Genomic DNA, 12,986 nt, shown 5'->3' with positions numbered 1-12,986 from the left:
ACACCCGACACCCCCGGGACACCCCACACGCCCGGGACGCCCCACACGCCCGGGACATCCGACGCGCCCCTCACGACGACCGTGGTCGCCGCGATCGGCGGCGGCCCGGGCGTGGGCAAGACCTCGCTCGCGGTGCGCTGGGCACACCGGGTCCGCGACCGCTTCCCCGACGGCCAGCTGTACGTCCCGCTGCGCCGCCGTGGGACGGACGGAACGGCGCTGGACCCGGCGGAGGCGGCGGCCGAGGTGCTGGAGGCGTTCGGGGTGCCCGCCCCGCGCGTCCCGGCCGCGGCGACTCCCCGGTTCGGCCTCTACCGCAGCGTGCTCGCCGGCCGGCGGGTGCTCATCGTGCTGGACGACGCCCAGAGCGCCGAACAGGTGCGGCCGCTGCTGCCGGGCGTCCCCGGCTGCCTCGTCGTGGTGACCAGCCGGACCCGGCTGGACGGCCTGGTCGCCGCGGAGGGCGCCTGGCCGGTGACCGTGGACCTGCTGTCGGACGACGAGACGCGGGAGTTCCTGGCCCGCCGCCTCGGCGCGGCCCGGGTCGCCGCCGAGCCGGAGGCGGCCGACCGGCTCGGCGCGCTGTGTGCCCGGCTGCCGCTCGCCCTGGCGATCGTGGCCGCCCGCGCCGCCGCGCTCCCGCACTTCCCGCTCGGCGCCCTGGCCGAGGAGTTGCGGGACGCCTGCGGAGACCTGGACGCGCTGGACAGCGGCGACCCGGCGACCGACCTGCGTGCGGCGTTCACCCGGTCGTACCGCTCCCTCGGTCCGCGGGCCGCCCGGCTGTACCGGCTGCTGGGGCTCCACCCGGGCCCGGAGGTCACCCCGTGCGTCGCCGCCGGCCTGCTGGGCGAGCCGGTGCGGCGGGCCCGCCCGCTGCTCGCCGAGCTGAGCCGGGCCCACCTGCTCACCGAGGACGCCCCGGGCCGGTACCGCCGCCACGACCTGCTGCGCGCCCACGCCCTCGAGCTCACCCTGGCCCACGACACCGAGGAGGACCGGCGGGCCGCCTTCCAGCGGCTGCTCGCCCACCCCCCGCACACCGCGCACCGGGCGGGGCGCCCGTTCCCCGCCGTGGGACCGCCCCTCGCGGAACCCGGCCACCCGGCCCTGCCCGCGCCCCGCCGCCCGCCCCCGGTGCCCCGATGAGGCCGGGCGGCCGGAGCCGCGCCACGGGAAGCCGCCCGCCCCCGACACCGGCAGGGCGTGCGGCGCCGCCGCGGGGCGTCCCGCTGCCGCCGCGCCGCTACCGGCTCAGCTTCTCCTCGAGCCAGGCGGTGGCGTACTCGACGACTCGCGGCGCGTCGAACAGGTGGCTCTCGGCGGCTCCGACCCTGCCGCGCCGGCCGATCCCCGCGGCGAGCATGTCCCGGACGATGACCTCGAACGCGTCCCGCCCCTCGGGCACCACGGCCGAGTAGTCGAAGGCGCCCTCCTCGGAGTCGATGTCGTGGAAGCGACGCCACACCCGGCGGCCCTCCACCAGGAGGGGCTGTTCGTAGTCCACGAACCGCTTGCCGGGGGCCTGGGCGAGCGCCTCGCAGTGGTGCAGCAGCGTCATGGTGTCCAAGGGGGCGCCCAGCATGAGGACCCGGCCGCCGTGGGCCACCAGCCGCGCCAGGGGGCTGTCGGGGCCATGGGGGTCGTCCCACGGGTGGTCGGCCATCAGGTCCGCGGCCGCCGCTCCCAGGGCCGCGAAGCTGACGTCCGGGTGGCGGCTGCGGACGGCCCCGGGTCGGCGGCGCAGCGCCTCGGGGAGGCGGCCGTTGTTGTGGTCGGCCTCGCTGAGGTCGGGGTCGTAGGCGGGGTGTTCCGCGCGCACGGCGTCCTGCCAGGCCTGCGGCCAGGTGACGAAGTCGTAGGGCGGCGCGTCGTTCCAGCCGCAGGTCACCATGAGGGTGCCACGCGCGCCCACCACGTCGCCGAGCGCGTCGATGACGGTCTGCGCCCCGCCGGCCACATAGCCGAGGGCGGACATCCGGGTGTGGAACATGACCACGTCGCCCTCGCCGAGGCCGAGCGCGGCCAGGTCACGGCCGAGCCGGCCGCGGGTCACGGGACCCCCGGAGCGCTTCAACAAGTCCATCTCGTCCACGATCGCCGAACCTATCCCCGCACCCCGGCCCCCGGGCAACCGGATTATCCCCAGCGGTCCGGGGGGCGAGGGCGACGGCGAGGGGCTCCGCGGCGGTGGGCTAATCTGCCCACCCGAGCCGACCCCTGAGAGCCGGAGCACCATGAGCAGCGACCGCGGCACCTTCTCCGAACGCCTGTCCCGCCTCGGGGAGCGGCGCCGGGCCGACTACGCGCCGCTGTTCGACGGCCGGCCCGAGGTCGCGATCGCCAACACCCAGCTCCTGCCCGACCAGGCCGCCCGGCTGGCCACCGCCTACGGCTACCGCTACGCCCGCACCCGGGGCCACAAGTCCGTCCGTGAGCGGGTCTTCGTCCCCGACCCCGACCCGGCGGCGCGGTACGAGGCGCTGCCGCCCGGCACGCCCTGGGAGGTGGCCCAGGCGCACCCGGCGTTCCACGGGCTCAGCGCCCGCGCCGCCCGCAACCACGCGGCGATGATCAAAGGCGAGCGCAAGCCGGCCAAGCTGGTGCCGGTCATGGTGGTGGTGGCGCTGGTCGCCGGCGGGATGGTCGTCCAGGCCCTCACCGGCGACAAGGCGGTCCTGCTGGTCCCCGCCGCGTTCTTCACCCTCCTCGACGTGGCCCTGACGGCCATGATCCGGGCCGGTCTCCGCAAGCAACGCCAACTGGAGGCGGAGGCCGAGGGACTGATGCGGCGGTTCCCCCCGCACGGCTTCGCCCCGAGCACGCCGTAGCGCGGCACCCCCGGCGGACGATCCTCCGCCACCAGGTTTTTCGTGGCCAAGCGGGATGAGCGGCCATACGATGGGATCACCGGCGCAGGACGTACAGGACGTACACGGACCGGACCGGCGGCGCCAGAGGTGGCGCCGAGCGGCCGGGGTGGGAGACGCATGGCACAGGCCCCAGACACCGCGGCCACCCCAGACACCGCGGCCACCGCGCGGACCGTCATTCTGACCGTGGACGACGACCCGGGAGTGTCCCGTGCCGTGGCCCGTGACCTGCGGCGACGCTACGGCCAGGCCCACCGCGTGGTGCGCTCGGAGTCCGGGGAGTCCGCGCTCGAGGCGCTGCGCGAGCTGAAGCTGCGCGGCGAGGCGGTGGCGGTGATCCTCGCCGACTACCGCATGCCACGGATGAACGGCATCGAGTTCCTGGAGCAGGCGCTCGACATCTACCCCGGGGCCCGCCGGGTGCTGCTGACCGCGTACGCGGACACCGACGCGGCCATCGACGCCATCAATGTGGTCGACCTCGACCACTATCTGCTCAAGCCCTGGGACCCGCCGGAGGAGAAGCTCTACCCGGTCCTCGACGACCTGCTGGAGACCTGGCGGGCCAGCGAACACCGGCCGGTGCTCATCACCAAGGTCGTCGGACACCGCTGGTCGGCCCGCTCCTCGGACGTACGGGAGTTCCTGGCCCGCAACCAGGTGCCGTACCGCTGGTACTCCTCCGATGAACCGGAAGGCCGGCGGCTGCTCTCCGCGGCGGGCCAGGACGGCCTGCGGCTCCCGCTCGTGGTCACCCCGGACGGCACGGCGCTGGTCGAACCGGAGGACCGGGAGCTGGCCGCCCAGGTGGGTCTGGCGACCACCCCGACGGCCGACTTCTACGACCTCGTCGTGATCGGCGGCGGGCCCGCCGGGCTCGGCGCGGCCGTGTACGGGGCCTCCGAGGGCCTCCGGACGGTGCTGGTGGAGCGCTCGGCGACCGGTGGCCAGGCGGGCCAGAGCTCACGGATCGAGAACTACCTGGGCTTCCCGGACGGCGTGTCCGGGGCGCAGCTCACGGACCGGGCCCGCCGCCAGGCGGCGAAGTTCGGCGCCGAGATACTCACCGCGCGGGAGGTCACCGGGCTGGAGGTCAACGGCGCGGCGCGCGTGGTGCGGTTCTCGGACGGGTCCGCGATCGCCGCGCACTGCGTGATCCTCGCCACCGGCGTGGCGTACCGGCGGCTCGAGGCGCCCGGCGTGACCGAGCTGACCGGGTGCGGGGTGTTCTACGGCTCCGCGCTCACCGAAGCGGCCTCCTGCCAGAACCACGACGTCTACATCGTCGGTGGCGCCAACTCCGCCGGACAGGCCGCCATGTACCTGTCCCGGGGCGCCAAGTCGGTCACCCTCGTGGTGCGCGGGGACTCCCTGTCGGCCTCCATGTCGCACTACCTCATCCAGCAGGTCACGGCCGCGCCCACGATCTCGGTGCGCACCAACACGGTGGTGGAGGCCGCCCACGGCACGCACCAGCTGGAGCGGCTGGCCCTGCGCGACACCAAGACCGGACACGTCGAACTCGTCGACGCCCAGTGGATGTTCGTGTTCATCGGCGCGGCCCCGCTGACCGACTGGCTGGAGGGCACGGTGCTCAGGGACTCCCGCGGATTCATCCTGACCGGCCCCGATCTGACCGCCGGCGGGCAGCTCCCGGCCGACTGGACGCTGGACCGGCAGCCGTACCACCTGGAGACGAACGTCCCCGGGGTGTTCGTGGCGGGTGACGCGCGGGCCGAGTCCGCCAAGCGCGTCGCCTCCGCCGTCGGAGAGGGAGCCATGGCGGTCATGCTGGTGCACCGGTATCTGGAGCAGTCGTGAGCGGGCTGCCGTGCAGCCGGGAGGAGATCGGCTCCCTCTTCCTGTTCGAGAAGCTGGCCCCCGAGCAGCTCGAGCGGCTGTGCCGCGAAGGCCGGGTGGAGCGGTTCGAGCCCGGGCCCGTGTACGCCGAGGGCGACCCGGCCACCTGCTTCTACGTGCTGCTCGAGGGGACGCTCGTGCTCTCCCGCCGGGTCGGCTCCCAGGACGTGGAGGTGAACCGAAGCTCCGCCCGGGGGGTCTACGCGGGGGCCTTCCACGCCTATCTGGGCGACCGGGTCCGGCAGGTGTACAACAGCTCCCTGCGCGTGGTCGAGCCCTCACGGTTCTTCGTGCTGCCCGCCGAGACGTTCTCCCGCATCATGCACGAGTGGTTCCCCATGCCGGTCCACCTGCTGGAAGGGTTCTTCTTCGGCAACAAGAACACCCAGCAGGCCATCGGGCAGCGCGAGCGGCTGCTGGCGCTGGGCTCGCTGTCGGCGGGCCTCACCCACGAGCTGAACAACCCGGCCGCCGCCGCGGTGCGGGCCACCTCGGCGCTCCGGGAGCGGGTCGCCGGAATGCGCCACAAGCTCGGCGCCATCGCGGCCGGCCCGTACCGGCGGGACACCCTGGCGACCCTCGTCGAGATCCAGGAGCGCACGGCCGAGCGCGTCGCCAAGGCCCCCGCCCTGAGCCCGCTGGAGGCCTCGGACCGCGAGGACACGATCTCCGACTGGCTGGACGACCACGGCATCGCGGACGGATGGCGGCTGGCGCCGACGTTCGTCCAGGCCGGCCTCGACACCGACTGGCTGGACCAGGTCGCGGACGCGGTGGGCGAGGAGACCCTCGAAGGGGCCGTACGGTGGCTGAACTACACCGTCGAGACCGAGCTCCTCATGAACGAGATCGAGGAATCCACCACCCGTGTCTCGGGCCTCGTCCACGCCGCCCGGCAGTACTCGCAACTCGACCGCGCGCCCCACCAGAACGCCGATGTGCACGAACTGCTCGACTCCACCCTGCTGATGCTCTCCGCCAAGATCGGCCCGCGCGTCACCGTGGTCAAGGACTACGACCGCACGCTGCCGAGGATCCCCGCCTACCCGGGGGAACTCAACCAGGTGTGGACCAACCTGATCGACAACGCGGTCTCCGCCATGAACAGCGTGGACGGCCAGGGCACCCTGACCGTGCGCACCGCCCGCGACGGCGACCGGCTGCTCGTCGAGTTCGGCGACACGGGACCCGGCATTCCCGCGGACATCCGCGACCGCGTCTTCGACCCGTTCTTCACCACCAAGCCGGTGGGCGAGGGCACCGGGCTCGGCCTGGACATCTCCTGGCGCATCGTCGTCAACAAGCACCACGGCGACCTGCGCGTCGAGTCGGCGCCGGGGGACACCCGCTTCCAGGTGCGCCTCCCGCTGACCGCACCGGCCGCGGAAGACCGGTCCTCGTCCCTCGACGTGTGACGAGACGACCCGGTACGACGAGACGGTCCGGCACGACGAGACGATCTCGCATGCGTACGAGCGCCACGGCCATGTGAACGTCTCGGCGGGAGCGGTGTGATGGGGGCATGAGCCAAGCACCGATTCTCGTCCTGGGCGGCCGTGGCAAGACCGGCCGCCGCGTGGTCGCCCGCCTGCGCGACCTCGACCTCCCCGTCCGCGCCGCCTCCCGTTCCACCGCGACCCTGTTCGACTACGGCGACCCGGCGACCTGGGGCCCCGCCCTGGAGGGCGTCCGGGCCGTGTACCTGGTCCCGATGGTCGAGTTCGTGGACCTCGCCGACGTCACCGCCTTCATCCGGCGGGCCGCGCGGGAGGGCGTCGAGCGCATCGTCCTGCTGTCGGCCCGCGGGGAGGGCGGCGGCGCCCACCCGGACCAGGAGCCGCTCGAAACCCTGGTGCGCGAGGCGGTCCCGCGCTGGACGATCCTGCGCGCGGGATGGTTCGCGCAGAACTTCAGCGAGGACTTCCTCCTCGAACCGGTCATGTCCGGAGAGCTGGCCCTGCCCGCCGGGGAGGGGCGCGAGGCGTTCGTCGACGTCGCCGACATCGCCGACGTGGCCGTCGCCGCGCTCACCGGTGACGCCCACGCGGGCCAGGTGTACGAGGTGACCGGGCCGGAGGCGCTCTCCTTCCGCACCGTCGCCGCCCTCATCTCCGAGGCGTCGGGGCGCGAGGTCCGCTACACCCCGGTCGACCGGGACACCTACGTCGCCGCCCTGTCCGGGCAGGGATACCCGGACGACACCGTCCGGGCCGTGGCGGACCTGATGGAGGCGATCGGCCGGGGAGCGGGCGAGACGGTCGGCGACGGCGTGCGGCGCGCGCTGGGCCGCCCGCCGCGCTCCTTCGCCGACTTCGTCAAGGAGGCCGCCGCCTCGGGCGCGTGGACAGCCGGCTCGGACTGACCGCCGCGTCCGGTGACGGTTCAGGGCCGGCCCCCACGGGCCTCGGCGATGACGGCGCTCGGCGGCCGGCCCCGGACCCGCTTGAAGGCATTGCTGAACGCGAAACCGTCCGCGTAGCCGATGCGACGGGCCACCGACGCCACGCTCGCCCCCCGCTCCCGCAGCAGGTCGGCGGCCAGCGCCATGCGCCACTCGGTCACATAGGTCATCGGCGGCACCCCCACCAGCTCGGTGAACGTGCGGGCGAACGCGGCCCGGGACAGCCCGGCCTCCGCCGCCAGGGCCGCGACCGTCCACGGCCGCCCGGGGGCCTCGTGCAGGGCCCGCAGCGCGCGTCCCACGCGCGCGTCGGCCAGGGCGCGGTATCCGGCCGGCGGCTCGGCGTCCGGCCGCTCGAACCACCGGCGCAACGCCTTGACCAACAGCATGTCCAGCAACCGGTCGAGGACGACCTGCTGGCCCGGCTCCTCCCCGACGATCTCGGTGGCCAGCAGACCGGACAGCGGCGCCAGATCCGGCCCGTCCGGGACGATCGCCAGATCCGGGAGGGAGCGCAGCAGCCGGTCACCCACATCGCCGCGGATCGGGTAGCCCGCGACGATGAAGGTGTCGGTCGCGTCGGGCTCGAGACCGCACGTGCGCGGCCCGAGGACCAGGTCGTCGCTGCCCAGCGGGGGGCCGTCGCCGACCGTGTAGCACGTGGTCTCGTCCTCGATGACGATCCGGGGCGGGGTGTCCGGGTCGTCGGAGACGGTGAACGGCCGGGCGGCGCGGATCAGCGCGATGTCCCCCTCGCGCAGCAAGGCCGGGGCCGAGCCCGCCACGGTGATCCAGGCGTCGCCGGTGAGCACCGTGGCGAGGGCGAGCGGCACCGGCCCGGTGAACCGCACGCCCCACGGCGGTTCGACCACCGACCGGCAGAACGCCGCGCCCCGCGCCCGTACGCCACCGAGATGGTCGTCGAGAACATCCATGGCGAGACGATCTCACATCCCGATCGCCTCCGGGGCCGTGAACCGTCTCGCGACGGCCGGTCATCACGGTCGGCCGGGACGGGCCGGGCCGCCGCCCGGAACCCCTGGCGGGGCCGCGGCGTTGGGTGGGACATGGGCGAACTGGTTCCCGGCGGAAACGCGCCGGTACCCGGCGGTGCGCTGGCGATCCGGGTGCCGGGTCCCTTCGACCTGTCCGTGCTGATCACCGGCGAGGACGGAAAGGTCGCGGGGGACGCCGACTTCGTCTTCTTCAACCAGCCGTCCGCGCCCGGCGCCCGTTTGGACGGCGACACCGTCACGGTGCGGCCCGCGCGGCTGCGGCCCGGCGCGAGCCGCGTCACGGTGGTCATCAGCCCCGCCGACCCCGGTGTGCCGCTCGGCCGGCTGCCCGTCCCCACCATGACCGTGACGGGGGAGGGCGGGGCGCCGCCCCTCCGCTTCACACCGCCGCGCCCGACCCGGGAGACGGTGCTGCTGCTCGCCGAGCTCTACCGGCGCGGCGACGGGTGGAAGGTGCGGGCCCTGGGGCAGGGCTACGCGGAGGGACTGGCCGGGCTGGCCCGGGACTTCGGGGTCGACGTCGCGGACGACGGCGGGCAGCCCCCGCCACCCCCGCAGCCCCCGCAGCTCTCCGTGCCCCCGCAGCCCTACGCGCCCCCGTCGCCCCCGCAGCTCTCCGCGCCCCCGGCCGCCGCCCCTTGCGACCCCGACGGCTTCCTCGGCCTGGTCAACGGCGCGCGGTCCCGCGCCGGGATCCCCGCCGTCGCCCTCGACCCGCGGCTGAGCACGGCCGCCCGGGCCCACGCCGACGCCATGGCCGCGCGGGGCCGCCTCGGCCTCGAGAGCCCCGACGGCACCTCGGTCTTCCACCGGATCGCCGCCGCCGGCTACGCCCCGCTGACCATCGCCGAGCACCTCGTCTCCGGGCCCCGTACGGCGGCCGAGTTCATGGACTACTGCCTCGCCGACGGCGAGCGCGGCGCGCCGTTCCGGGATCCCTCGGTCGCGCATGTCGGGACGGGCCGGGCCGTGGGCGGCCGCTCGGGGGAGACCTTCTGGACCGTGCTGTGGGCGCAGCCGTTCACGGCGGCGGGCCTGGCCCGCACCGCCGCCGCCGTCCTGGCGCTCACCAACGCGGAGCGGGCCGCGGCCGGACTGCCGCCGCTGGCCCCAAACCCCCAGCTGACCGTGGCCGCGCAGCGGCACAGCGAGGACATGGTGGCCCGCGACTTCTACGCCCACACCACGCCCGAGGGCGGAGAACCGTGGGACCGGGCCAGGGCCGCCGGATCCCGCCACCGCGGCATCGGCGAGAACATCGCGTGCGGTCAGCGCACCCCCGAGGAGGTGGTCCGCGGCTGGCTGAACAGCCCCGGACACCGTGCGAACATCCTGAAGCCGGAGTTCAGCCACCTCGGGATCGGCTACGCGACGGGGAGCCGGGCCGGCACGTACTGGACCCAGCTCTTCGGCAGCGTCTGACGGTCCGCGGGGACCCGCCCACCGGTCACCCCCCGCCGTCGGCCGTACCGTCGCCCGGCGGCCCGTCCACGGGGTCCTCTCCGGCGGGCGGTGCCGGCGGCCCCGGCGGCTCCGCGGCCTCCAGCGTCCCCGGCATCCCGCCGGGCTTGCTGTTGACGTAGGTGGTGAGCCGGTGGACCTGCCGTTCCAGGGCCCTGATCCGGTCCACGATGTCCTCGGGCAGGTTCGCCATCAGTCCGCCTCCTCCAGATACAGGTCGGCGGTCTCCGGGCGGCCCCGCTCAGGGGCGGTGACCTTGATGCCGACCACGCGATAGCGGGCGTCCAGGCCCTCGGAGAACCACACGTCCTTGATCCGCAGCCGCACGGTCGTGCCGAGCAGCGCGGGCGTGGTGCCGGACCCGAGGCGGATCCGGACCGAGGGGATGACCACCGGGCCGCGCAGGGCGGCCAGTTCGGACCGGGCGAACGCGTCCAGCGTCGCCTTGTCGGTGACGTTGCTGTGGTCGGACGAGGTGTCGAGGCGCGGGAACCCGGCCGCGATCAGGTCCTGGGCCACCTGTTCCGCGGACAGCACCGGAGTGCTCGCCCCGCCCTCCGGGGTACCGCCCCTGGCCCGCGCGGTCGTCCCGCCGCGCGTGGCATCGCGGGGGAAGGAGTACGACAGCACATCGCCCGGCAGATCCAGCATCACCGGCTGGCTGCCCACCCGGATCTTCGGCGAGCCGAGCTGGAGCAGCTTCACCCGCCGCCCCGACACCGGGTCCCGGTACACCGCGATCCGGTGCTCGAAGCCGGGCTCCATCGCCGCGAGCTGCCCGATCGCCTCCTCCACCAGGGTCTCGTCACCGTCGCGGTAGGACACCGTACGGGACACGGTCGGCGCCGTCGTCCCGTACTCCACCCCGATCCGGCCGCCCTCGGCCCCCTGCATGTACTCCCACAGCCCCCGGACGATCTCCAGGTGGTCGACCGCGGAGAAGCTCAGGTTCGCCCGGATGTAGCGGCGGCCCGCGTACGAGTCGAAGGTGGCCGCCTGCAGCCCGACCGTGGTGGCGCCCCGGTCGTCCGTGGCCGGGGTCAGGGTCCACACGATGCCGCCCCAGCACACCTCGTCCCCACGCTCCAGATAGACCGCGGTGCGCCCTTCCACCAGCTCCCGGACGCGCCCGGCCATCCGGACGTCGGGCACCGGCAGGGTCGCGCTGAGCGACCCGGGCTTGCCGAGGTAGTCGTCGTACTCCACGCCTTGCAGGGGCAGCACGTCGATGGCCTGGTCGGTGCGCAGATCGGTGAACACGGCGCGGTAGCGGGCGTCCACGGCGGTCACGCCACCGGGTCGACGCGGATGAAACGGTTGTCGAAGTGCACGCGCGTCCCCGCGACGGAGGACCGGTAGGCGGCGGTCACGGTGTAGACGGCCCCGGGGGTGAGGTTCCCCACCGGGAAGCAGGTGGAGATGGACGCCCTGCCCGCGCCGGCGAGGATGGCCGCGCGGTCGTCGGAGGGGGCGAGCACCTCCGTGCCGTTCTGCAGCCTGAGCCGGAAGGAGATGTACGCGGTGGCGTCGCCGTCGGCGGCCGTGTAGGCGCCGAAGGTGAGGGACACCCACCGCGAGGGCGGCGCGGTGAAGGTGGCGGCGAGGGAGGTGAGGGTGTCGATGGGGAGCACCTCCACGTACGAGGTGCCGGTGGTGCCGCCCCAGTTCAGGGTGTGCACCAGGACCGAGTTGGGGATGAACTTCGTCCACTGGGCGCCGTCCCAGCGCTCCAGCCGGCCGCCCGCGTCGCGGTACTGCCCGACGTACGCCCCGTTGTGCGGCGCCCCGCCCGCCGCGGGCACGATGCCGCCCAGCGCCGCGGTGTAGCGGCGGCGGTCGGTGATGGCGGAGGCCCAGGTGATGCCCTTGGCGGCGGAGGCCCCGGCGGGAACGGCGATCTCGTAGAGGAGTTCGGCGTTCTTGGGCACGGCCGGGGCGGTGGGGGAGCCGGCCGGGGTTCCCTGGAGCAGTTCCAGGGCCGCCTCGTACCTGCCGGAGCCGTCGTAGTCGTTGTCGTAGACCCGCACGACCAGCGCGTCCACGCGCGGCAGGCTGGCGTGTCCGTCGGCGACGGTCAGCAGGGCGTCGGAATCCACGGTGACCGGGTAGCCGCCCTGCGAGCCGGTGGACGTGCCCGCGATCCACACCTGCCCGGGCGAGAGTCTGGCCTGCATGCCGGTGGCGGCGGTGCCGGTGAGCTGGAGCCCGCCGAACACGCACCCGGCGCGGGTCAGCAGCGGCCCGGCGGAGGCCATGCCGAGGCCGACGGCGAGCCGGGTGTCCTCGCGGGTCTGGCCGGTGGGCGGATGCCAGGCGGAACGAACGGTCATGAAACGGCTCCCACGGTGATCAGAGGACTTCTGTCCGCCGCGTGCGGTCTGCGCGGGGCGGGCTGTGTTGTTGGGGCTGCGCGGGCTGTGTTGTGCGGGCTGTGCGGGCTGTGCGGCGCGCTCACCACCCCGCGCTCACCACTCCGCGCTCCGCCAGGCGATCGTGGCGGTGGCCCCCGCCCCTCCCGACGCGGCCCGGAACGACAGCTGTGAGGTGCCGGGCGGCAGGGTGAACGACTCCTCCGGAGCACTGCCCGGGACGGCGGTGTGGCGGCGCGACGCGGTGCCGCCCAACATCACGGTCCCCTCGGCGGTGTCCACGACGAGTTCGTCGTCCTCGGCCAGCGTGATCGCGTACTCCAGCCAGTCGCCGCCGGCCCGGTTGGCCAGGCGCGGCCGGGTGCAGGGCCCGGTGAAGGTGATCACCGGATGGGCGGGCGCGCTGCCGTCGTTCTCCACGGTGAGGTCGCCCGTGGCGCCGGGCGTGCCCCAGGCCAGCGGCCAGGCGAGCGGCCAGGTCAGGCCCGGCTCCCGCTGGGGGAGGCCCACGGTGTCCAGCCGCCCCACCACCGCGTAGCGGCGCGGATCGGAGGCCTTCCACTGGAGCGTCATCTTCGCCAGTCGGCTCGCCGCGAACTGCCGGTCGGTGGGCACCACACGCTGGGTGACCCGGGCCCGCACCGCCAGCGTCTCGCCGTGCAGCCGCACCGCGAGCCACTCCTCCTCGTCGCGCACGGCGGTGGCCGCGCGCAGGGCGCGCAGGGCCTCCCGTACGGCCTCGGGCCCGGCGTCCGGGTCCGGCGCGAACCACACCTGCGCGGTGACCGTACGGGCCTGCGCCCACTGCGAACCCGGCCACCCGCCGTGCCCCACCGGGCGGTCGGCGTCGGCGCTGTCCAGGCCGGGCAGCTCCTCCCAGCCGGTGAGCCCCTCGGCGGCGATCCAGTAGTCGGTTCCGGGGCCCATCAGCAGCCCGGCCCACTGCACCTGCCCATCGACGGTGATCCGCGGCCCCGGCTCGGCGGCGGTGTTCTCGCCCGCCATG

Annotated in this window: 11 protein-coding genes and 1 pseudogene; 6 read left to right on the top strand and 6 right to left on the bottom strand. The window is 74.7% G+C overall.

Annotation, left to right across the window (positions count from 1 at the left end; genetic code table 11):
• Nucleotides 1–1,149: pseudogene (locus BBH68_RS34315) on the top strand (NB-ARC domain-containing protein); the annotation flags it as partial.
• 97 nt (nt 1,150–1,246) lie between these two features.
• Here BBH68_RS34315 and aac(3) read toward each other — a convergent pair.
• Nucleotides 1,247–2,095 carry an aminoglycoside 3-N-acetyltransferase gene (gene aac(3), locus BBH68_RS34310; RefSeq protein WP_065967679.1) on the bottom strand — a complete coding sequence of 283 codons (849 nt, stop codon included), beginning with the start codon at nt 2,093–2,095 and terminating at the stop codon, nt 1,247–1,249.
• 142 nt (nt 2,096–2,237) lie between these two features.
• Between aac(3) and BBH68_RS34305 the strand changes: the two genes are divergently transcribed.
• The 4 genes from BBH68_RS34305 to BBH68_RS34290 all read left to right on the top strand — a co-directional run bounded on the left by BBH68_RS34305 (nt 2,238) and on the right by BBH68_RS34290 (nt 7,095).
• On the top strand, nt 2,238–2,831 hold the full coding sequence (locus BBH68_RS34305; RefSeq protein WP_065967678.1) for a hypothetical protein: 594 nt from the start codon (nt 2,238–2,240) through the stop codon (nt 2,829–2,831).
• 159 nt (nt 2,832–2,990) lie between these two features.
• Nucleotides 2,991–4,694: an NAD(P)/FAD-dependent oxidoreductase gene (locus tag BBH68_RS34300; RefSeq protein ID WP_065967677.1), complete on the top strand. Its 1,704-nt coding sequence runs from the start codon at nt 2,991–2,993 to the stop codon at nt 4,692–4,694.
• Nucleotides 4,691–6,148 carry an ATP-binding protein gene (locus tag BBH68_RS34295; protein ID WP_065967676.1) on the top strand — a complete coding sequence of 486 codons (1,458 nt, stop codon included), beginning with the start codon at nt 4,691–4,693 and terminating at the stop codon, nt 6,146–6,148. Before BBH68_RS34300 ends, BBH68_RS34295 begins: the two co-directional genes overlap by 4 nt.
• A 107-nt stretch (nt 6,149–6,255) precedes the next feature.
• Nucleotides 6,256–7,095, top strand: coding sequence for an NmrA family NAD(P)-binding protein (locus tag BBH68_RS34290; RefSeq protein WP_065967675.1), 840 nt, complete (start codon nt 6,256–6,258; stop codon nt 7,093–7,095).
• Between the two features lie 20 nt (nt 7,096–7,115).
• Here BBH68_RS34290 and BBH68_RS34285 read toward each other — a convergent pair whose 3' ends face one another.
• A complete protein-coding gene (locus BBH68_RS34285) occupies nt 7,116–8,069 on the bottom strand; it encodes an AraC family transcriptional regulator (protein ID WP_065967674.1) in 954 nt (317 codons plus the stop codon).
• 132 nt (nt 8,070–8,201) lie between these two features.
• Between BBH68_RS34285 and BBH68_RS34280 the strand changes: the two genes are divergently transcribed.
• Nucleotides 8,202–9,572 (top strand): CAP domain-containing protein, encoded by a 1,371-nt coding sequence (locus tag BBH68_RS34280; protein WP_065967673.1) that lies wholly within the window; start codon nt 8,202–8,204, stop codon nt 9,570–9,572.
• A gap of 25 nt (nt 9,573–9,597) precedes the next feature.
• Here BBH68_RS34280 and BBH68_RS34275 read toward each other — a convergent pair whose 3' ends face one another.
• The 4 genes from BBH68_RS34275 to BBH68_RS34260 form a co-directional block, all read right to left on the bottom strand.
• Nucleotides 9,598–9,804: a hypothetical protein gene (locus tag BBH68_RS34275; protein ID WP_065967672.1), complete on the bottom strand. Its 207-nt coding sequence runs from the start codon at nt 9,802–9,804 to the stop codon at nt 9,598–9,600.
• A complete protein-coding gene (locus BBH68_RS34270) occupies nt 9,804–10,892 on the bottom strand; it encodes a hypothetical protein (protein ID WP_065967687.1) in 1,089 nt (362 codons plus the stop codon). Before BBH68_RS34270 ends, BBH68_RS34275 begins: the two co-directional genes overlap by 1 nt.
• 5 nt (nt 10,893–10,897) lie before the next feature.
• A complete protein-coding gene (locus BBH68_RS34265) occupies nt 10,898–11,941 on the bottom strand; it encodes a hypothetical protein (protein ID WP_065967671.1) in 1,044 nt (347 codons plus the stop codon).
• Between the two features lie 135 nt (nt 11,942–12,076).
• Nucleotides 12,077–12,985: a phage distal tail protein gene (locus BBH68_RS34260; RefSeq protein WP_065967670.1), complete on the bottom strand. Its 909-nt coding sequence runs from the start codon at nt 12,983–12,985 to the stop codon at nt 12,077–12,079.
• Nucleotide 12,986: the final 1 nt, after the last annotated feature.

The organism is Streptomyces sparsogenes, assembly GCF_001704635.1.
Taxonomy (GTDB): domain Bacteria; phylum Actinomycetota; class Actinomycetes; order Streptomycetales; family Streptomycetaceae; genus Streptomyces; species Streptomyces sparsogenes.
Note: the sequence above shows the minus strand (reverse complement) of the source record. Positions and strands in the feature narration are given on the sequence as shown.

What these genes read in the sequence shown, in the direction of transcription:
- BBH68_RS34305 (WP_065967678.1), top strand. Translation starts at nt 2,238, where the DNA reads ATGAGCAGCGACCGCGGCACCTTCTCCGAACGCCTGTCCCGCCTCGGG.
- BBH68_RS34300 (WP_065967677.1), top strand. Translation starts at nt 2,991, where the DNA reads ATGGCACAGGCCCCAGACACCGCGGCCACCCCAGACACCGCGGCCACC.
- BBH68_RS34290 (WP_065967675.1), top strand. Translation starts at nt 6,256, where the DNA reads ATGAGCCAAGCACCGATTCTCGTCCTGGGCGGCCGTGGCAAGACCGGC.
- BBH68_RS34285 (WP_065967674.1), bottom strand. Translation starts at nt 8,069, where the DNA reads ATGGATGTTCTCGACGACCATCTCGGTGGCGTACGGGCGCGGGGCGCG.
- BBH68_RS34280 (WP_065967673.1), top strand. Translation starts at nt 8,202, where the DNA reads ATGGGCGAACTGGTTCCCGGCGGAAACGCGCCGGTACCCGGCGGTGCG.
- BBH68_RS34275 (WP_065967672.1), bottom strand. Translation starts at nt 9,804, where the DNA reads ATGGCGAACCTGCCCGAGGACATCGTGGACCGGATCAGGGCCCTGGAA.
- BBH68_RS34265 (WP_065967671.1), bottom strand. Translation starts at nt 11,941, where the DNA reads ATGACCGTTCGTTCCGCCTGGCATCCGCCCACCGGCCAGACCCGCGAG.
- BBH68_RS34260 (WP_065967670.1), bottom strand. Translation starts at nt 12,985, where the DNA reads ATGGCGGGCGAGAACACCGCCGCCGAGCCGGGGCCGCGGATCACCGTC.